15 protein-coding genes, 1 tRNA gene and 1 rRNA gene are annotated in these 21,037 nt (G+C 51.5%); 8 read left to right on the top strand and 9 right to left on the bottom strand.

The annotated features are described in order from the left end of the window. Positions 1-163: 163 nt before the first annotated feature. A tRNA-Thr gene (locus BS639_RS22465) sits at positions 164-239 on the top strand. A 31-nt stretch (positions 240-270) separates the two neighbouring features. Continuing rightward, positions 271-386, top strand: a 5S ribosomal RNA gene (rrf, locus tag BS639_RS22460). Between the two features lie 447 nt (positions 387-833). Here the strand turns inward: rrf and BS639_RS22455 are convergent. The 6 genes from BS639_RS22455 to BS639_RS22430 form a co-directional block, all read right to left on the bottom strand. Then, positions 834-2,492 carry a cation acetate symporter gene (locus tag BS639_RS22455; protein WP_055782132.1) on the bottom strand — a complete coding sequence of 553 codons (1,659 nt, stop codon included), beginning with the start codon at positions 2,490-2,492 and terminating at the stop codon, positions 834-836. Next, on the bottom strand, positions 2,489-2,800 hold the full coding sequence (locus tag BS639_RS22450) for a DUF485 domain-containing protein (RefSeq protein WP_055782135.1): 312 nt from the start codon (positions 2,798-2,800) through the stop codon (positions 2,489-2,491). The genes BS639_RS22455 and BS639_RS22450 overlap by 4 nt, the downstream gene beginning before the upstream one ends. A gap of 54 nt (positions 2,801-2,854) precedes the next feature. Next, positions 2,855-4,816 (bottom strand): acetate--CoA ligase, encoded by a 1,962-nt coding sequence (gene acs, locus BS639_RS22445; protein ID WP_084984372.1) that lies wholly within the window; start codon positions 4,814-4,816, stop codon positions 2,855-2,857. Between the two features lie 116 nt (positions 4,817-4,932). Then, positions 4,933-5,970, bottom strand: a complete 1,038-nt coding sequence (locus BS639_RS22440; RefSeq protein WP_233427743.1) for a S66 family peptidase — start codon at positions 5,968-5,970, stop codon at positions 4,933-4,935. Between the two features lie 100 nt (positions 5,971-6,070). Next, positions 6,071-7,543 carry a sensor histidine kinase gene (locus BS639_RS22435; protein WP_055782143.1) on the bottom strand — a complete coding sequence of 491 codons (1,473 nt, stop codon included), beginning with the start codon at positions 7,541-7,543 and terminating at the stop codon, positions 6,071-6,073. 3 nt (positions 7,544-7,546) lie between these two features. Beyond that, positions 7,547-8,269, bottom strand: a complete 723-nt coding sequence (locus tag BS639_RS22430) for a response regulator transcription factor (protein WP_055782146.1) — start codon at positions 8,267-8,269, stop codon at positions 7,547-7,549. 177 nt (positions 8,270-8,446) lie between these two features. Here BS639_RS22430 and BS639_RS22425 point away from each other — a divergent pair, with 177 nt between their 5' ends. The 3 genes from BS639_RS22425 to BS639_RS22415 are packed head-to-tail and all read left to right on the top strand — an operon-like array spanning position 8,447 to position 10,187. Beyond that, complete coding sequence (locus BS639_RS22425) at positions 8,447-9,079, top strand: cytochrome b/b6 domain-containing protein (protein ID WP_055782148.1); 633 nt, start codon at positions 8,447-8,449, stop codon at positions 9,077-9,079. A 10-nt stretch (positions 9,080-9,089) separates the two neighbouring features. Then, positions 9,090-9,881, top strand: a complete 792-nt coding sequence (locus BS639_RS22420; RefSeq protein ID WP_084984370.1) for a molybdopterin-dependent oxidoreductase — start codon at positions 9,090-9,092, stop codon at positions 9,879-9,881. 60 nt (positions 9,882-9,941) lie between these two features. After that, the gene (locus BS639_RS22415) at positions 9,942-10,187 is read left to right on the top strand and encodes a pentapeptide MXKDX repeat protein (RefSeq protein WP_055782155.1); all 246 of its coding nucleotides are present in this window, start codon (positions 9,942-9,944) and stop codon (positions 10,185-10,187) included. Between the two features lie 78 nt (positions 10,188-10,265). On the opposite strand, the gene BS639_RS22410 is transcribed toward BS639_RS22415, so the two are convergent. Together BS639_RS22410 and BS639_RS22405 are read right to left on the bottom strand one after the other, a co-directional pair. Continuing rightward, entirely contained in the window at positions 10,266-10,952 is a 687-nt protein-coding gene (locus BS639_RS22410) for a 4'-phosphopantetheinyl transferase family protein (protein ID WP_084984369.1), read from the bottom strand. A gap of 69 nt (positions 10,953-11,021) precedes the next feature. Then, positions 11,022-13,271 (bottom strand): TonB-dependent siderophore receptor, encoded by a 2,250-nt coding sequence (locus BS639_RS22405; protein WP_084984368.1) that lies wholly within the window; start codon positions 13,269-13,271, stop codon positions 11,022-11,024. A 282-nt stretch (positions 13,272-13,553) separates the two neighbouring features. Between BS639_RS22405 and fes the strand changes: the two genes are divergently transcribed. From fes to BS639_RS22390, 3 genes are all read left to right on the top strand, one after another. Next, positions 13,554-14,885 (top strand): enterochelin esterase, encoded by a 1,332-nt coding sequence (fes, locus tag BS639_RS22400; RefSeq protein WP_173882126.1) that lies wholly within the window; start codon positions 13,554-13,556, stop codon positions 14,883-14,885. Continuing rightward, a complete protein-coding gene (locus BS639_RS22395) occupies positions 14,872-15,054 on the top strand; it encodes an MbtH family protein (RefSeq protein WP_084984366.1) in 183 nt (60 codons plus the stop codon). The genes fes and BS639_RS22395 overlap by 14 nt, the downstream gene beginning before the upstream one ends. A 61-nt stretch (positions 15,055-15,115) precedes the next feature. Further along, positions 15,116-19,054: an enterobactin synthase subunit F gene (locus BS639_RS22390; RefSeq protein ID WP_084984373.1), complete on the top strand. Its 3,939-nt coding sequence runs from the start codon at positions 15,116-15,118 to the stop codon at positions 19,052-19,054. Positions 19,055-19,291: 237 nt separating this feature from the next. On the opposite strand, the gene BS639_RS22385 is transcribed toward BS639_RS22390, so the two are convergent. Continuing rightward, positions 19,292-20,941: a hypothetical protein gene (locus tag BS639_RS22385; protein WP_084984365.1), complete on the bottom strand. Its 1,650-nt coding sequence runs from the start codon at positions 20,939-20,941 to the stop codon at positions 19,292-19,294. Positions 20,942-21,037 lie beyond the last annotated feature (96 nt).

The raw sequence follows: 21,037 nt of genomic DNA, 5'->3' as shown, positions 1-21,037 counted from the left end.
GCAGTTGCCTGCTCGAGTAAGAGAGCAGGACTAAAAGCTTCGCTTTTAGCACGTTGCTTGCAACGGCCCGAAGGGGGTATGACGAAGTCGTACATAAACTGCCAGGCATCAATTTAATATCCCGCTGTGAGTTAACCAGCTAGGTGTTGCAGTAGATTAGTATGCTGATATGGCTCAGTTGGTAGAGCGCACCCTTGGTAAGGGTGAGGTCCCCAGTTCGACTCTGGGTATCAGCACCAGAAACAAAGCGTTAAGTTTTAAAAGAATTTGCCTGGCGGCACTAGCGCGGTGGTCCCACCTGACCCCATGCCGAACTCAGAAGTGAAACGCCGTAGCGCCGATGGTAGTGTGGGGTCTCCCCATGCGAGAGTAGGGAACTGCCAGGCATCAAATAAACAGAGAAACCTCAGTCGAAAGACTGGGGTTTTTTTGTTTAACTCGTTGATGGCCGGTTGCCTGCTCGAGAAGAGAGTAGGACTAAAAGCTTCGCTTTTAGCACGTTGCTTGCAACGGCCCGAAGGGGGTATGACGAAGTCATGCATAAACTGCCAGGCATCAAATAAAGCACAGAACCTCAGCGAAAGCTGGGGTTTTTTGCTTTATAAAATACGGTATTCCCTGCTCGAGAAGAGAGTAGGACTAAAAGCTTCGCTTTTAGCACGTTGCTTGCAACGGCCCGAAGGGTGTATGACGAAGTCGTACATAAACGGCCAGGCATCAAATAAAGCACAGAATCTCAGCGAAAGCTGGGGTTTTTTGTATACATCACACGGTAATAAAAAGGCCTCGATCTGACGATCGAGGCCTTTTCTGTTTAATTTACCGTCTAATTATTAATGTTTACTGCTCTGAGATATGCCAATACCGGTCTGAGAGCGTACAAATTGTGGCCAAAAAAGCTTCCTTTCTGCCGCGCCCGAAGGAGATTTATCAGTGATCGAGAAGAACCAAATACCGACAAATGCCACAATCATTGAGAACAGCGCTGGGTACTCATAAGGATAAATCGGCTTGGCGTGACCCAGAATTTGTACCCAAATAGTTGGACCTAGGATCATCAAAATAATTGCTGTGAGGAGCCCTAACCATCCTCCAATCATCGCACCGCGCGTCGTAAGTTTTGACCAATACATCGAGAGCAAAATAATTGGGAAGTTACAGCTGGCGGCAATAGAGAATGCCAGCCCAACCATGAACGCAATATTCTGTTTTTCAAACAAAATACCTAGCGCGATGGCCACAAAGCCAAGCACCACTACCGTCGATTTTGATACCCGCAGCTCGGCAAGTTCCGTTGCCTTGCCATCCTTTATCACGCTAGAATAAAGGTCATGTGAAACCGCCGAGGCACCAGCCAGTGTTAACCCCGCTACGACCGCCAGTATGGTGGCAAAGGCGACGGCGGAGATAAAGCCGAGGAAGAAACTGCCCCCTACCGCATTGGCCAGATGCACTGCCGCCATATTATTACCGCCTAACAGCGCACCGCTGGCATCCTTAAAGGCCGGGTTAGAACTCACTAACACAATGGCACCGAAGCCGATGATAAAGGTGAGTATGTAAAAATAACCAATAAATCCAGTGGCATAGAAAACGCTTTTCCGTGCTTCTTTGGCATCGTTAACGGTAAAGAACCGCATTAGAATATGCGGTAATCCCGCTGTACCAAACATCAGTGCCAGCCCTAATGAAAGTGCCGATATCGGATCAGAGACCAACCCTCCGGGGCTCATAATGGCAATGCCTTTCGGATGCACCGCCGCCGCTTGAGCAAACAGGGTGTTGAAGTTAAATCCAACTGACTTCATCACCATTAAAGCCATAAAACTTGCGCCCGCCAGCAGCAGCACGGCCTTAATGATTTGTACCCAGGTGGTCGCCAACATGCCGCCAAACAGCACATAGAGCACCATCAAAATACCCACCAGCACCACGGCAACCATGTAGTCGAGGCCAAACAGCAGTTGAATGAGCTTACCTGCCCCCACCATCTGAGCAATCAAATACAGCGCGACGACCACCAGCGAACCGCAGGCTGAAAGGGTACGAATAGGCTTTTGTTTCAGTCGGTAAGAGGCCACGTCGGCAAAGGTATATTTGCCCAGATTTCGCAAGCGTTCGGCTATCAAAAAAAGAATAATGGGCCAGCCGATCAGAAAGCCGATTGAGTAAATCAGGCCATCATAACCAGAAGTATAAACCAGCGCAGAAATCCCAAGAAAGGAAGCGGCAGACATGAAGTCTCCGGCAATAGCCAGACCGTTTTGCAAACCGGTTATCTGCCCACCTGCGGTGTAGTAGTCCTGACGCGAGCGGGTCCGTTTAGAGGCCCAGTAGGTGATATAGAGTGTGGCACCGACGAACAGCACAAACATGACGATAGCTTCGATGTTTAGCGGTTGTCGTTTGACGGCACCTGAAATCCCCTCGGCGGCCCAGGCGCTTGAACTCAGCGCCAAAGAGGCCAAAACTCCCAGACGACGGGCGTTCATGGCTTCACCTCGCGGATAATATCTGCCGTCAGACGATCAAATTCACCGTTTGCCCGCACCACATAGATGCCGGTTAATACAAAAGAGATAACAATCAGCCCAACGCCCACCGGGATCCCGCGAGTAATGGTGGCACCCGCGTAAAGTGGCGTGCCCAGCCATTGGGGTTCAAAGGCGATAAGGAAGATAAAGGCGACGTACAATAACAGCGTGATAATGGAGAGCAGCCAGGCGAACCGGCTGCGCTTATGCACCAACTCTTTAAAACGCGGATTACTTTCAACCTTTTGATAAATGAGATCATTCATCGACACGACTCCTATGAGGCATTGATTGAGTTCACCGCGCAGAGGCGGTGAAAATTATGACGACGTTTTCATTGATTGTTTTTCTTCCAACAGTTTATCGACCACGCCAGGATCGGCGAGGGTAGAGGTATCTCCAAAGTTGGAGGTATCACCCGCGGCAATCTTGCGCAAAATGCGGCGCATTATCTTGCCAGAGCGGGTTTTTGGCAGTGAGTCCGTCCAGTGAAGAATATCCGGTGTTGCGATCGGTCCTATCTCTTTGCGTACCCAGTTACGCACTTCGGTATAGAGCTCAGGCGTCGGTTCCTCTCCGTGGTTCAACGTCACGTAGGCATAAATTGCCTGTCCTTTAATGCTGTGAGGGAAACCGACCACCGCCGCTTCAGCGATTTTAGGATGCGAAACCAACGCAGATTCAATCTCTGCCGTACCCAGACGGTGGCCAGAAATATTCAATACGTCATCAACGCGGCCAGTTATCCAGTAATATCCGTCTTCGTCACGGCGGGCGCCATCACCGCTGAAGTACATATTTTTGAAAGTCGAGAAATAGGTTTGTTCAAAACGCTCATGATCGCCAAACAGCGTACGTGCCTGACCCGGCCAGGAGTCGACGATGACCAGATTGCCTTCGGTCGCGCCTTCCTGCGGATTGCCTTCGTTATCGACTAAAGCGGGCTGCACACCGAAGAACGGACGGGTGGCCGAACCCGCTTTAAGCTCCGTTGCGCCCGGCAGCGGGGTAATCATGAAACCACCGGTTTCTGTCTGCCACCAGGTATCGACTATCGGGCACTTGCTGTTACCAATCGTCTTGTAATACCACTCCCAGGCCTCTGGGTTGATCGGTTCGCCGACCGATCCGAGAATACGCAGTGAACTGCGGCTGGTGTCTTCAATGGCCTTATCCCCTTCGGCCATTAATGCACGAATAGCCGTGGGTGCGGTATAAAGAATATTAACTTTATGTTTATCAACAACCTGTGACATGCGGTTTGTGGTGGGATAATTTGGCACGCCTTCAAACATCAGCGTAATCGCGCCTACCGCCAGTGGTCCGTACAGCAGATAGCTGTGCCCTGTTACCCAGCCTACGTCAGCGGTGCACCAGTAAACATCGCCGTCGTGATAATCGAATACGTATTTGAAGGTCAGCGCGGCATAAACCAGATAACCGCCGGTGGTATGTAATACGCCTTTAGGCTTACCGGTTGAGCCGGAGGTGTAGAGGATGAAGAGCGGATCTTCGGCTTTCATTTCGGTTGGTGGGCAGTTTGCCGACGCGTGAGCAATCTCATCATGCCACCACACGTCGCGACCTTCTTTCCATTCACCTTTTTTTCCGGTGCGCTGATAAACGATAACGTGGGTGATGGTCACCACGCCCGGGTTTTTCAACGCATCGTCAACGTTTTGCTTCAGCGGAATTGTGCGACCGGCGCGCAGGCCTTCATCGGCGGTGATCACCAGTTTGGCATTGGAATCGATGATTCGTCCTGCAACGGCTTCCGGTGAGAATCCGGCAAAGATAACCGAATGCACTGCGCCGATGCGTGCGCAGGCCAGCATGGCGACCGCCGCTTCTGGCACCATTGGCATATAGATTGCGACTACGTCGCCTTTTTTAATGCCCTTATCTTTTAAGACATTGGCAAATTTACAAACGTCTTCGTGCAGTTGTTTATAAGTGACGAATTTATTTTCGGCCTTAGGGTCGTCGCCTTCCCAGATTATAGCCACCTGATCGCCGCGTTCGGCGAGGTGACGGTCAAGGCAGTTGGCCGCCAGATTCAGCGTACCGTCCTCAAACCAGCGGATATCGATGTTACCCGGTGCAAACGAGGTGTTTTTCACTTTAGTAAAAGGTTTGATCCAATCGATGACTTTCGCCTGCTCCCCCCAAAACGCCTCAGGTTCTTCCACAGACTGTTGATAGTATTGTTGATATTTCTCAGGTGTAATCAGGGCTCGCTCTGCAATAGACGCAGGAATAGGGTGCTTATGGGATTGGCTCATCATTTTTCTCCTTATGAATAGGTTAATACTATGTCAATCAATGGTTAATTGTAGGTTGCCCCCCAAGCTTTGTTTGGGTTTTGGGTCGCAGATCACGCAATGCCTTTGCAAGACAATTAGTTGGCAGGAGAACTCAAATAAACGGAGATTAATTCAACCACTTTTCGCTCAAAATCTATCTGTATTTGGCTTCCCAACGGCAGTGTTAACATAGGATGGGTGTGGCAGCAGTCAAAGCCGTCAACGATGGGCAGGGGTTGACCGTTTAGTACCTCAAGCAACACCTCTATTGGACGACGTCCGCTGCCTGAATCATTAAAACCTTCGTGTTTTCCTAGCAATACCGCCGAAACGCGGTCGAATATGCCATTAAGTTTTAACATGTTGAATGAACGCTCAACGGTGGCAATGTCTTTCAGGCTGTCTTCAATGAACAAAATATCACCCTCAACAATGTCAGGCATGTATGGGCTTCCCCAAATGCCGGATAGGGTATTCAAGTTACCGCCGATAACCCTGCCCGCCACCGTTCCGCTGCCAAGAAACTGGCAGTTATTGTCATAGAGTTTTTTAGGACGCTCGGGAACCGCAGTATCCCAGTTGAGCTTTTCATCACTCCAAACGGTAGGCTGAGAATAGGTATAAGGCAGCGCGGGCGGTGTTATTAGCAGTTGGGAGAAAGAGTGCCAAGTGGTATCAACAAGAGGAGGAAATTCGCCAAAGGAGGCAACCAGCGCGGGGCCATAAAAGGTAATAAGCCCCGTTTGAGCATAGATACCCAGCAGTAGAGCGGTAGTGTCAGAATAACCAATAATGATTTTAGGATCGGCTCTGATCGCCTCATAGTCGATATAGGGCAGCAGCGCATTGCTGTTCATGCCGCCAATCGTCGACATTACGCAGCGAACCTGCGGACAGCGCAGCAGTTGGTTAAACTCTTCTGCACGTTCTTGAATGGTCCCGGCGCGATAGAAATCTGACTTTTGCGTCAAGAGTCCGGCTTTCAGGCCGAATCCTTTATCTTGAAGAAAACGTTGAGCGCGGGCAAAACGCTGAGGAGCCGTGGCGGTTACTGGTGCAGAAGCCGAGAAGAAACCAATGGTTTCCCCCGGCTTAAGTGATTGAGCTAAAAGCGGTTGATAGGGGGTTTTCACGGTAATCTCCTTATTCATAGGGAAGATTAAACATCGCTTATTTACCCGAATTCCTCAATAGAAAGATTATATCCTCAGCACCAGTCCCCCAAAGTTCGCACTATACCGGCACTGAAAATTCAAAGCAGGCACCTTTGCCTGGATTTTCAATCAGCGCGATATCACTGCCATGCAGTTCAAGGATCCGCTTCACTATCATCAACCCCAAACCGCCTGCACGTTTTCGGCCTGTGCTTAAAATAGAAGGACGAATAAACAAATCCGCCTTAAGCTCGGCGGCAATGCCCGGCCCGGTGTCGTTAAGTTGCACCATTACTTTCTCTTTTTGCGGCCAAAGGCGTATCTCAATGGTGCCGTGATCGGGGGTGAAACGGATGGCATTGTCCAGCAGATTAGTCATCACACGCTCCATCATCGCCAGATCGGCGTTGACCAGAGGAATACCCGGCATCATGTCTGCCTGTAAAATCAAATGGCGCGTTTCCGCCGTTAATTCAAATTTCTGATAGACGTCCTGCACCAGTTCGCACATTGAAAATGGCTCTTTTTGCGGTTTAACCACGCCGTACTCAAGGCGAGCCAACTCAAAAAGTTCCTGCGCCAGCCGCCCCACCTTTTTACTTTGTACCAGGGCAATATTCAGGTAACGCTGCCGGTCTTCGTTGCTTAGCTGGTCTGATTTAACAGACAGCGTTTCAAGATAACCATGCAGCGAGGTCAACGGCGTGCGCAAATCATGTGAAATATTGGCGATAAACTCGCGTCGTTGCTGGTCCTGACGGGTCAGGCTTTGCCACTGTTCATCGATGCGTTTTGCCATATTGATAAATGCCTGTTGCAGCTGGAAAACTTCATCACGCTGTGCTTTGGCGTCCGGTAAGGTATGCGAAAGTGCTTTCACCGCCTCCATGCCGCCGCTGTCCAGACTGCTGACCTGCTCTGTCAAACGACGGATCGGACGCGTCACCCAGCGGAAAGCCAGTGCGCCCGCGACCAAACCAAATAAAATCACTAACCCCATCGAGCGTACGGCCATTAATACTGCCGAATGCAGCTGAGCATCGCTGTCGAGCGCGGTATATTCATCGCCAAGCAGGACGATATAGACATAACCCTGTACTTGCCCATTGTCGAGCAGCGGGGCAGCGCTAAACACCTGATGTGAATCATTGGTAATATTGCGCGGATTATCGCCATAAACCGGCATTTTTGCGCCCTGCAACAGCGCTTGCACCGGTTGCAGATTTATCCGTTTTAGTTTCAACGAGCCCGCTGGCGCGGCGTCACCAATAATATTTCCCTGCTTGTCGAGCAGATAGACTTCAACGCTGGGATTCACCGCCATCAGTTGATCAAACAGGGTGTGCACCGAGGCATTGTTAAGCCCATTTTGACTCAGCAGGGGGTTGCTGTCGGCAATGTGCTTGGCAAGGTTCTGCGACAGTCGCTGAATAACCGCCTGGCTGTACTGATTGCTGGAGCGCACCTGCAACACGCCAGAAATGGTGCCGCAGGCCACCAAAAGAACAATAAAAACCAGCGTAAGCCGCTGTGCTAACGTCATATTCTTCATCATTTACCCCTGCGCCTCATCGGTGGACTGCATGAATTTATAGCCCATTCCCCAAACAGTGAGAATACGGTCAGGTTCGGCCGGGTTCGCCTCAATTTTGGTGCGTAAGCGATTGATATGCGTATTAACTGTATGTTCATAGCCCTCATGCTGGTATCCCCAAACCTGATTGAGCAGGCTAAGGCGGGAGAATACTTTTCCCGGATTTTTGGCAAAGAAGTACAGCAAATCAAATTCGCGCGGTGTGAGTTCGATAATTTGCTGATTCAGCATCACTTCACGCGAAATAGGGTCAATCACCAATCCGCTGCTGTTCAGCGTTCCCGCATCCATTTGCAGATTACGGCCCATGGCTTCTTGACGTCGAAACAGCGCCTTAACCCGCGCGACCAGTTCCAGCATCGAAAAAGGCTTGGCCAAATAGTCATCTGCGCCTAACTCGAGTCCAAGTACCCGATGTACTTCACTGGAGCGGGCGCTAATAATAATAATCGGCGTATAGCGCGTCATGTTTCTCGCTCGACGGCAAATTTCCAAGCCGTCTACGCCCGGTAACATCAGGTCGAGTATCAACGCATCCCAACCGCCTTTATCCAGCAGCGCCACGCCAATGTTGCCATCCGCCGCGTGGGTAATTTGATAGCCCTCGTCACGAAGATGCAGCGTCAGAAGTTCAGCGATATTGCTGTCGTCTTCGACAATCAGAATTTTTTTAGTCTTGTCCATTATCGCGCCCTGACCTGTTTAAAGCGTATTCATCTCACTTCAGTCTACACAAGGTCATCAGGCGGAGTTATCACATTTTATTTAACTTTGCGTGAGGTCTTGGGGAACAAATTGGCGCAATACTCATTTCATCGAAACGGCAGGTGTCATTGTAAATAGCGGGTTCGGGAGCACAGCATGACCTTACACAGTGAATTGCCACCTGCGGCAGGTGGCCATAGCAAACCGGCGATTGTTCACGCCCTCTGGCTGCGTTTAGCCCACTGGATTAATGCACTGGCGATTCTGATTATGGTCACCAGCGGCTGGCAAATTTATAACGCATCGCCTCTGTTCAATTTTGAATTTTCCAAGTCGATAACCTTGGGTGGCTGGCTCGGCGGAGGTATTCAGTGGCACTTTGCCGGCATGTGGTTGTTCGGCATCAACGGCCTGTTCTATCTGTTAATGAACATCTTCACCGGGCGGTTAAAAGCAAAGTTTTTCCCGGTAACGCCACGTGCCATCTTGGCCGACTTGTTTGCAGCGCTTAAGGGCAGGCTGGCACATGACGATTTACGTCATTACAACATGGTACAGCGGGTCGCCTACCTGTTTGTGATGGTTGACGGTGTTTTACTGGTGTTGTCAGGGCTGGTGGTGTGGAAGTCAGTGCAGTTTCCCCTGCTACGTACTCTGATGGGCGGTTTTGATACAGCCCGCTATGTACACTTTTTTGCCATGTCGTCGATGGTTGGTTTTGTCGCCGTACATTTAATAATGGTGCTGCTGGTGCCTAAAACATTACTCGCCATGCTGCGTGGACGCTGAGGTCATACCGATGAAAAAAGATAGCAAAATCATCATGCCGGGCGCTGATGCAGACGACATTGTCAAGGAAGCTCAGGGGCTGATTGCTCGGCAACTTGACGCGTCATCCCGCCGCAATTTTTTGCGTCAGGGCCTGACTCTAGGCGGTATGGCGATGCTCACCGGCTGTGATATCAGCGATAACACGAGTGTTGATAAAGCGTTGGTCTCAATTTCAGGATTTAACGACAGAGTGCAGGCGTGGCTATTCGGCGCAAACCGTCTGGCACCAGAATATGCAGAGTCGATGATAACCCGGCCTTTTCCTTTTAACGCCTTTTACAGCGAAGAGGATGCGCCCGAGGTTGACCCTCTCTCTTATCGTCTGCAAGTGGCGGGCAAAGTGTTGGACAAGTCTACCTGGTCGCTGGCGCAGCTCTACCAGATGGCGCAGGTAAGCCAGATAACGCGACACATCTGCGTTGAAGGATGGAGCGCGATAGGCAAGTGGGGCGGTATTCCGTTTTCACAATTTTTAAAACTCGTTGGTGCTGACCTTAGCGCGAAATATGTGAGCTTCAAATGCGCCGACGACTATTACACCAGCATTGATATGGCAACGGCGCTGCATCCTCAGACCCTGTTGGCACTGACCTACGATGGGCAAATTTTGCCGCGTAAGTACGGGTTCCCAATGAAATTGAGAATGCCGACCAAGCTTGGCTACAAGAATCCCAAGCATATCAAACTGATTGAAATCACTAATGCCTATCCCGGCGGTTACTGGGAAGACCAGGGCTACAACTGGTTTGGTGGAAGTTAATTGCTATAGAAAATGACCCTGCACGCTTCGTGCATTATCTAAAAATGAGAAGGAAATACCATGAAAAAGTTAATCGCCGTAATGATCTCTTCAACATTGATGCTGGGTATGATGAGTGCGCACGCTGAAGACGCAATGACAAAACCTGTGGTGAAGAAAGACGGCATGAGCATGTCTAAAGACCACATGGGCAAAGACACTATGGGTAAAGACCATATGGGTAAAGACAAAATGTCTAAAGATCATATGGGCAAAGACACCATGGGCAAAGATGAAATGAAGAAAAAATCAGCCATGAGTCAGTAAGCATCCGCTTGGGCAACTCTGGATGAGATGTTTCAGGGTTGCCCTTGTCGTCCCCTCTTTTGTATCAAAGTCTCTGCATTAAAAGCGTATCAGCGTCAGGATATCGCCCTCGAGACAGTGCCACAGCCCGTCAAACGTCATACCGGCCTTCAGTGTAGGCGTCAAAGACTCCGCTAGCGTGAGAGTAAAGCGTTGAGTCGACGGCGATAGCGCCGTCATAAATGCCGCTGAAAAATCAAAATATTCGCCAACCAGCGGGAAAAGTGCCTTAAACAGGCTCTCTTTGGCCGAAAAAATCAGCGTCGCGACCTCTTCTTGTGACAGCTCACTCTGTAATAACAGCCCGTGTTCCACAGGCAGAAGTACGCCGTCGAGAATATCCGCCATTTGCTGCGTTGAAATTACCTGTTCGATATCCAGGCCCAGACCGCAGACCCCTTCAGACGAGAGAGCGACCGCCGCCAGCGCCAGACGATGGGTGTGGCTAATTGAGCCAATAACGCCAGAGGGCCAGAGTGGTTGACGATGTGTACCGATCGCAGGAATGTATGGCCTCATTCCCAGCGCCGTCATTGCTTTTCGTGCTGCCAGCCTTCCCGCAAGATGCTCTGCCTTACGCGAAGGGACAGCCCGTAAAAGCGCCCCGCGATAAGGTAAAATCAGTAAATCCTCAGGTTTCAGCGTATTGACATCATAGTGTGCAACCACAATCGGCTGAATGACGTCGGACATAGACAGGGTAAAACAGGAAAACTGAATATTCATCGGCGGACACTTTGGAAGGAAACGGTCGGGTACGAACTGTACCCGACAGAAACAGGGGATTATTCGAGTTTAAAAGTGGGTATTTAAACTCATGTAGAAGGTTCTTCCCGGTTCATTATACGTCGCTGCCCCGGCACCGTACATGTAGGCGTTGGTAACCGCGTTACCCACGGTTTGTGCATTACCGGCGCGGAATTGGCGTTTATCGAGCAGGTTATCGATACCTGCGGTTACGCTAACATATTTCGATACCGTGTAGGTGCCACTGAGGCCAAACACGGCGTAAGGGCTGACCTCATGTTTCTCGCTGCCGGTCACATCCTCGCCCTTGTAGTTATATTTCTTCGGCTTTTGACGGCCATACCAGGTCATGGTGGATTGCATTGAGAGGTCTTCGGTTGCCTGCCAGCTCAGCGTAGAATTGACGGTAAATTTCGGGATGATCGACAGATAATCGCCGGTCTCCTTATTTTTACTTTCAATCATATAGGTTCCATTGTTGGTCCAGTTTACGCTGCTGCTGAGCGGGATATTCAGTGTGCCTTCCAATCCCTGAACCACGGCTTTCGGTACGTTCTCCCAGCGATAAACGTCGGTCGAGGTATTAGTCGATGAGGTGCTGGTTGGCAGATAACCCGCTTCAATCTTGTTGCGATAGTCGTTGCGGAAGTAGGTGATGCCCGCCAGTAAACCGCCGTCGTGATACTCAAGGCCTATCTCTTTGTTGGTGCTGGTTTCGGCGTTGAGATCTTTATTACCTAGCAGATAGCATCCGCCTGTACTCGCCGCACAGCCCTGTCCCTTACTGTAGAGCACATAGTTAGGGTTGGTCTGATACAAACTCGGCGCTTTGTAGGCGCGGGCAATGCCCATTTTCAAGGTAAAGTGGTCACCCAACTCCTGCGACAGATTAAGCGACGGGCTCCAGTTATCACCAACGATAGAGTGGTGATCGAAGCGCAGTCCCGGTACCAGCATCGTACTGTCGGTGAGTTCGATATTGTCTTCGGCGAAAAGCGAGAAGATTTGCGCAGAGGAGTAAGGACTGCGACCGGTGCTGTCGACGCCCGTGATTGCCCCACCGGACAGCGCCTGCGTATTGGACGATCCGTCCTTCATTTTCTGCTGGTTCCATTCAGTACCCAGCGTAGCGGTTTGCGGTACGCCCAGGTCGAATGGAATGCTGACTTCACTGTGTGCCAGCACGTTGCCAAGATGAGTATCCTTGAAGCTGTCGTCGGCAAAAATCCCTTCAGTGCCGCCCGCCAGTCCTTCATTCATGCGTGAGTTAGTGGTTTTCTCATACTGAACGTAATGGGTGGTGCTAACGCCGTTTTCCCAGGCACCTCGATAGGTAAGCGCATAGGTTTGGCGATAAATACGGTTAGTTTCTTTTCCGTACATGCTTTTCACCAGCGCGCTGGTGTTGGTGTTTTGCGTGTCACCGGCGTAGAGATTGCCCTGACGGCCGTTTGAAACTTCAAACTCCAGCGACTGCATTGGGGCGAAATCCCAGTGCAGCAGGGCATCGATATTTTTGTCAATCACCCCTTCACGACCGGCTGGAAGCGTGTCGGCATAGGTTCCGGTGCGCTCTGACTGATGCCCAGCGTTGATGTCCTGCGCATCGGCCTTAGTTTTACTGTAGCCGCCGAACAAGCGGAAGCTGAACTGATCGCCCAGCGGGCCTGACAGGCTGAAATCGGTGCGCTTGGTTGAGCCTTCATCTTTGTGCTGCGGCGCATTGAGATAGGTATTCCACGAGCCGTGCCAGTCTTTGGTGTCTTTTTTGGTGATGATATTCACCACGCCACCGGCGGCGCCGTTGCCATAGCGTGCGGCCGCGGGACCGCGTAGCACTTCAATCCGCTCAATCATATCTGGCGGAACCCAACTGGTGTCGCCGCGCGTGTCGCGTTCGCCGCGCCAGCCCTGACGTACAGAGTTACGGCTGTTGGCCGGCAGTCCGTCAATCAGAATAAGGGTGTTTTCCGGACCCATGCCACGAATGTCAATTTGACGATTGTTGCCGCGTTGGCCGCTGGTGGAGTTACCGGTAAGGTTTACGCCTGGCATGGTGCGGATCAGTTCATTGATGTCGCGCGCAGGTGGTCGTTTTTGAATTTCAGCGGAGGTAATAGTAGAAACGCCCGGAGCCTGAAGGTTTTGCTGGGCGGCGGTGACAACAAGGGTGTCGCCTTTGTCTGTTTGTTCTTTGGAAAGGGTTTCTGCTGCGCTGAGAGGGAACGACAGTGCCGAAGTGCCTAATCCGAGCCCTATTACTGTAGCCAAAGAGTATTGCGAAAGTTTAAAAGTCATACTGGTCTCTACCCTGAAACCCATCCCTACACTGTCAGTAGAATGAAGACTCAAACAGCGGGATGGCCTGTTGTGTGTACTTATCCGCTAATGGAAAAGCCAGCCCTGTGGATGGGCGGTTACACACTATTGCAAATGAAAATAATTATCAATACTATTCTTTTTAAGTTTAAGATGGGGTTCATACGGTGTTAGAAGTTAACATCTTCTAAGTATTGAATATTCTTTATCGCCTTAAAAAGAGTAAGCGTTTTGAAACCAGATTGTGTAGACCGGCTGTCAATGTCAGCGAGCAACACGCTATTGAACAGCAAGCATGCAGGAAGCAACGGATGGTGGTTGGAGGTGGCTCGTCGGGGAACGCCTTGGGTTGAGCCTTCGCAAAAGGGCCGCTGCAAAGTCACCTTTTTCTGGCGCGATCCTCAGGGGAGTGAATTTACCTCTTCTTATCAACGGGTCTGGATCAACATCAACTGTCTGACTGACCATCATCAATCCTCCCCGCCGCAGAGTCTGCAAAGGCTGAGCGGCACTGACGTCTGGTATTGGCAAACCGAACTCCAGTCTGACTGGCGTGGCAGCTACAGCTTTATTCCCCGCGTTGAAGACCGGCCTTTTGGCGCAGAAACCGACGACGCCTTTGGGCAAATGTTTGCCGTACGTAGCTGGTGGCGCAGCATATTTTCTCACGCGAGCCACGATTTACTGAATCAAACACGCTCTTGGCCCGGTGCAAAAGGCCACGCGCTTTCCGGCCTCAGCCTGCCCGATGCGCCGCCACAACTTGGCTGGCAAGATTTCGACAGCTATAACACCTCAAGCGGGCTGTGTATGCCAGCGCCTCCGGCCAAGATTCAGCGCTATCAGTGGCGCAGTGAACGGTTAGGCAACCAGCGCAACGTCTGGATTTATACCACCGGCGAGGGGGAGAACCCATCTTCTCGCCCGCTGGCTATTTTGCTCGACGGGCAGTTTTGGTCGCAAAAGATGCCAATTTGGGAGCCTTTGATGCAGCAAACTGCTCAGGGCAACTTACCCGCCGCGGTTTACGTGCTTATCGAGGTGATTGACAGTCAGCATCGGGCACAGGAGCTGACCTGTAACCCTGATTTTTGGCTGGCGGTACAGGAAGAGCTGCTGCCGGAAGTCGAAAAGCGTGCAGCCTATTCGACCGATCCTGCCAAAACGGTGGTTGCCGGACAAAGCTTTGGCGGCCTCTCGTCGCTGTATGCGGCACTGAACTGGCCACAGCGTTTTGGCTGCGTGCTCTCCCAGTCTGGTTCCTTCTGGTGGCCACGTCGCGACATGCTGCAGTTCAGCGAAACGCCGCAAGATGCCTGCTGGTTGCCGAAACAAATCGAGAAAGGACTCGGGCAACAGAGTGCGTTGAAGATATTTATGGAAGCAGGCCGTCATGAAGGACTCATTCACAAAGTGAACAACGACCTGCTCGACACCTTTAAAAGCGCAGGGCATCGCGTGCATTACCGCGTGGTAGAAGGTGGACACGATGCACTGTGCTGGCGGGGTGGGTTGCTCGACGGCCTTAAGGTGCTGTGGGCCGATGATTTTATCGTGAATGAACAGACGGGAGTCGCCAATGGAAAAGCTTAACCCTTTTGATGACGAGGCCCAGACGCTGTGGGTGCTGAAAAACAGTGAAAATCAGTACAGCCTGTGGCCGGATTTCAGCGCTATTCCTCAGGGATGGGAGGCGGTTTTTGGCCCCGCAGCACGCACGGATTGTATTAACTGGCTCGAATTAACTCGCAGGAGTGCTTAAGGTGCAGGACGCAACGTCAAAGCTTCAATCTAAAAATCATTCGCCCGCCAGCCACGACGTTATGCCGCTGGTGGCTGCACAGCCGGGTATCTGGGTTGCAGACCAACTTTCTCCCCACGACAATGCCTATGCGGTTGCTCACTATATTGAATTAACCGGTCAGCTTGACCGCGAAAATTTGTGCAAGGCCATAGGCCAGGGGCTTTCTGAGGCCGATACGCTGCGTATGCGTTTTGACGAACACGACGGCGTGCCGGTGCAGTGGGTTGACGGCGCGGCAGAGATCCCCGCCGTTGAGTGGGTCGATCTTTACGACAGCGCTCAGTCACAGGCCTCTGTGCAAGGTCTGAAAAAGGTCGAATGCCAGTCGTCTGCCGCGCTGTCGCTGATGCACGATGATCTTAACGGCAAGCTGCGGGTGGCGGACGGGCAGCCGCTGTTTCGCCATATCGTGATCCGTGTGGCTGAGGATCGTTGGTTCTGGTATCAGCGCTATCACCATGCTGTCGTCGATGCCTTCAGCTTTACCGCCATCGCCCGCCGCATCGCCCAGATCTACACTGCGCTGTGCCAGCAGCAGCAGCCCGAAGCCTCGCCGTTTGTGCCCTTTCGCGACGTGGTGGAAGAGTATCAGCAGTATCAGCAGTCAGCGCTTTACGAGCGCGACCGCCAATTTTGGCTGAAAAAAGCCCGCCAGCTGCCGCCTGCCGCCAGCATCAGTGCGCAGCCGTTGGCCGGACAAGCGCCGTCCACGCATATTTTCCGTCTTTCTCAGGCCTGTAGCCCGAAGCAGTTTTCTCGGCTTGCTGCAACGGGCGAGGCGCATAAGCTGACGCCGTCCGACATGGCTCTGGCGCTGGTGTCGCTGTGGGTTTCGCGGCTCAGCGGGCAAACCGAATTAGGTGCCGGATTTATCTTTATGCGCCGTATGGGCTCGGCCGCGCTGTGTGCCACCGGTCCGGTGATTAACGTGCTGCCGGTAGGATTCAACGTGGCGCCGCAGCAGACCTTGGTCGAGGTAGCCCGCAGCATTGCGCAAGAGTTGAAAATGGCACGCCGCCATCAACGCTACGACGCCGAGCAGATCCCGCGTGATATTGGCAGCGTAGGTGATTCTCAGCCGCTGTATGGCACCGTGTTTAACTTTAAAATGTTCGATTTCCGTCTTGATTTCAACGGGATGGAAGGGGTGACTCACGAGCTTGCCTCCGGTCCGGTTCGCGATTTGGAGATAGCACTTTATATTGACGAGTCCGGCCAGTTGACCGTTGATTTACTGGCAAACGCCGAACGCTATCAGCCCGATGAGCTTGCCGCACACTTACAGCGCCTGCCGCTGTTGCTAAGCCAGTTTGCTGACAATACTGCGCTGCTGACCGGTGATGCTGATATGCTTACTGACGCCGATCGCACGTTGATTGAGCGCGTGAATGACACCGCGTTTCCGGTCGAGGAGAGCACCTTGAGCCGCCTTTTGGCGCAGCAGGCGGAGAAAACGCCCGACGCCCCAGCATTGGCTGACGAACGACACCAGTTTACCTATCGTGAGACCCGCGAGCAGGTCATTGCACTGACGCAAAGGCTGATGGATCAGGGGGTAAAACCGGGTGATATCGTGGCCGTCGCGCTGCCGCGTTCGGTGTTTCTTTCACTGGCGCTAATGGCCATCGTTGAGGCCGGTGCCGCGTATTTACCGATGGACACCAGCTACCCTGACGATCGTTTGGCAATAATGCTGGAAGATGCTTCGCCGCGTCTGATAATCACTGATAACGGCCAGCTGCCGCGCTTTGCCCGCCAAGGCAACGTGATGATTTATGACGGCCTGCTCAACCTGAAATCAGATTTTCCTCAGGTATTTAAGGGACCCTCACCTCAGCATCCGGCCTATCTCATCTTTACCTCAGGGTCGACCGGTCGGCCAAAAGGCGTGGTGGTGGGGCATCAGGCTATTGTTAACCGTCTGCTGTGGATGCAAAACCAGTATCCCCTCGGCAGCGACGATGTCGTTTTGCAAAAAACGCCAAGCAGTTTCGACGTCTCGGTGTGGGAGTTTTTCTGGCCGCTTATCGTGGGTGCCAAATTGGTGATGGCACCGCCGGAGGCCCATCGTGACCCTGAGCAGTTGCAACAACTGATTGCCGACCATCGCGTGACGACCCTGCACTTTGTGCCATCGATGCTGGCGGCGTTTGTCAGCGCGCTGGAAGAGGCGGACGCGGTACGCCAATGCGCCTCGCTGCGTCAGGTATTTTGCAGCGGTGAAGCACTGCCCGCCGAGCTGTGCCGCCTGTGGCAGCGCCGCACCGGCGTGGCGTTACACAATCTTTATGGGCCGACCGAAGCGGCGGTCGACGTCAGCTATCATCCGGCGTGGGGCGAGTCGCTGTCCGCCGTCAGTGGCGCGAATGTACCGATCGGTTTACCGGTTTGGAATACCGGCCTGCGCATTCTCGATGCCCGATTGCAGCCAGTGCCGCCGGGTATTGCTGGTGATCTTTATCTCACCGGCGTGCAGTTGGCACAGGGCTATCTGGGGCGGCCGGACCTCACCGCTAGCCGCTTTGTTGCCGACCCACAGGGCAACGGCGGGCGCATGTATCGCACCGGTGACGTGGCGCGCTGGTTGCCGAGCGGGGCGGTTGAATACCTCGGGCGCAGTGACTTTCAACTGAAGATTCGTGGTCAGCGCATTGAGCTGAGCGATATCGATCACGCGCTGCTCTCTTTGCCCGGCATTGCACAGGCGGTGGCGCATGCCATGACGTTGGGCTCGCCAGCGCAGGACGCAACCGGCGGCGATGCGCGCCAACTGGTGGGTTATGTGGTCGCCCAGCAGGATGTGCGTCTCAGTCTAGAGGCACTGCGCAACGCGCTGGCCGAAATTTTGCCGCCGCACATGGTGCCGGTCGCGTTGGTCGAACTGCCTACGCTGCCGCTGAGTGCCAACGGCAAACTGGACCGCAAAGCCCTGCCACAGCCTGAATCAGCGCAGCAAACTCAGGGGCGTGAGCCTAAGCCGGGCCTTGAAACGCTGATAGCTCAGGCAGTGGCTAGTTTGTTATCCCGCGAAAAGGTATTTGCCGACGACGATTTCTTTGCCCTCGGCGGACATTCTCTGCTGGCGATGCGCTTAGCTGCACAGCTGCGGCGTGAGCTGGGCAGGCCGGTCAGCGTGGGGCAAATTATGGTGGCCTCTAAAATCGAAAACTTGGCCGCGCTATTAGGTGAGGAGCAAAGCCAGGCTGAGGGTGATAACTGCGGGTTTGAGGCACTGTTGCCTCTGCGCAGCGGCAAAGGGCCGACGCTATTTTGCCTGCATCCTGCTTCGGGTTTCTCGTGGCAGTTCAGTGTGTTGCCGCGCTACATTGATCAGCAGTGGTCGGTAGTGGGCATTCAGTCACCGCATCCAGACGGGCCTCTGTGCACGAGTCAGAATATGAATCAGGTGTGCGATGCGCATCTGCAAACTGTGTTAAGCGTTCAGCCCCACGGGCCGTACCATTTTATCGGTTACTCGCTGGGCGGCACCTTGGCGCAGGGCATTGCGGCCCGTTTGCAGGCCAGAGGGGAAGAGGTGGCGTTCCTCGGGCTGCTGGATACCTATCCGCCAGAAACGCAAAGCTGGGACGTGATGCTGGACGACAATGTGCTTAAAGAGATCCAGCGCGAGCGCCAGCAGTTTATCGCGGTTTCAGAAGGGGCGCTGGATCCTACAGACCAAGGCGAAAAAACGTCGATGTTCGATAAAATCGAAGCCAACTATGCCGATTCGGTGCGGCTGCTGTCGGCCACCCACACTGCGCGTTTTAACGGCGAAGCCACGCTGTTTGTGGCACGCCGTACCTTGCAGGAGGGAATGGACGTTCAGCAGACCTGGTCACATTATGTGGATTCTCTTCAGGTTCACGAATTGGACTGTGCGCACGTTGATATCGTTTCACCGGCGTCGTTTAAAATATTGGGGCCGATGCTTAACCGAATATTACGCGCTTTATAAAATTATGCGTAGTTAGAAAGAAAAAGACGCTGTTGGGTATAAAACAAAAATGCCGCGATATATATCACGGCATTTTTTATACTTCAGTCACTTAGCACTGATTAGTTACAAGTCCCTTTGTTTTCCCACATGCCGCCTTTCCAATCATTGGCGGAAGGATTATTTTGATCGTGTACGGTGCCCCATTTCAGATTATAAATGGTTTTATTTAAAACGACTTTTGCAGGTGGGTTGTAATCACTGTCGGCTATTCCATTCGGAATAGCTGCTGCATTTTTTGAGATCTTTGACTGGCTGAACTTTATCATCAGGTTTGACGTAGTTGCTATCAATCTGGCACTGGCCACCGGACAAACTCAACGACAAATGAGCAGGCTTGTCGGCTGTTACTGCTGCAAGCTCCGACTGAACTACGGCTGCACAGGCAACATCAGTGGCTTTTCCACCCGCGAGATATAATTGGGTAATTTTGCTGTCTGCATCGACAGGAACAGTTTGTCCAGGATTTAGCCAGCTGTAGTAATTGTCGACGCCTTTTACGCTAAGGAATACCATATCCCCGACGTTAGTTAACGTTGATTTTTTACTCATATCAATAGGTGCTTTTTCTGCAAATTCAGCAACCGGTAAATTCACCATCATTACTTCCAGTATTTTACCGAAATCGTGACGATAAGAAATAACCTGCTTGGCAGCAATTTGATCAAACTTGGCTAATACGTGCACTTTTGCTTTGGCAATATCTTCTTTGCTGTAGAAACCATAGCGTTGAATTAGATCAAGATAGTTCGAAATATCATCGCGGGTCAATTCTACATCATAGCTGGTGGACTCATCAGCAGCGGCTGCCAACAGTGTATGATTGACGTCTGGAATTTGACGCATATATCTTGAGCCTGGGTCATTTGCCTGATTAAAGCAGGTAACGTCGCTCGCCAACTTATCAACCACGCTTGCGCAATGATCAAATACTTCGTTATTTTTAAGTACCTGATCTTTGGCCGCATACGCGCCACGGTTATACATAAAGCCCATCACAATAGCTAAACCATCTTTACTTTTAGCCTGTTGCAAAAACTTATTCATCTTGTTGATGCTTAACGAGTCTGCGGTCGTCTGGTCGTAAGCTTTGATAGAACCGCTGGTAATGCCCAACGCCATCCCGTTGTAATAGCTGCTGGTCAGTGCTGAACCCACGATATTACGCGCGACGCCATGTTTAGAGTGAAGAACCTTCAGCGGGTCTAATTTTGTAAACACTAATGGGAAACCACCCTCACCTGAGCCTTTTAGTCCGCCCCAAGCGCTATTATCTGAACCTACTTTATATTCAACCTGCAAAACGCCGTCGTCCTGTAACTCAGGAATATCTTTACCTAAAGAGCTCTCTTGTAATCCTTTAGAAAGATAATAGTTAGGCCCTAAGTTACGCGCAAAGTACTCGCCAAACGATTCGCCCGTACCAAAAGGCTGTGATAAGTCAAAAGTACCGTCTTTTTTATTTAAGCCATACTGCATTTCGACCATGCTGCTAACATATGCCTGTGCAAAAGCCATGGCCCACAATTTATGTTCTTCAATCGTTTTATTACTTGGGTCTTTGTATAAGTTTAAATTAACAGTATCAGGATAGTTTTTCTTCCAATCAATATTGAATGGGGTTTTTTCACAATTATTTCTGTCAAGGACTAATTCACCATTTTCACTTTTAAGATCGCAGTGATACTGAACGTCAATTTTATCCGCTAATTTCAGATCATAATTAACTTGCCCATTTTCATCTTTAGGTAAAAGCTTCTGATATTGTTCGCTGTTAATATGTTGTACGGCGTAGCTATTACTGATAAAAAAGGCCGAAACGATCAATGCCAAGGTTTTAAATTTCATTTAAATAATCCTCATTAAAGTTATGTCAACTAAATATTTATTCACATAACTTTACATTAATCTAAATATGGTTACATTGAGATAAGCCACCAGCAG

Source organism: Rouxiella silvae, from assembly GCF_002093625.1.
Classification (GTDB): Bacteria; Pseudomonadota; Gammaproteobacteria; order Enterobacterales; family Enterobacteriaceae; genus Rouxiella; species Rouxiella silvae.
This window is presented reverse-complemented; position numbering and strand designations above follow the sequence as displayed.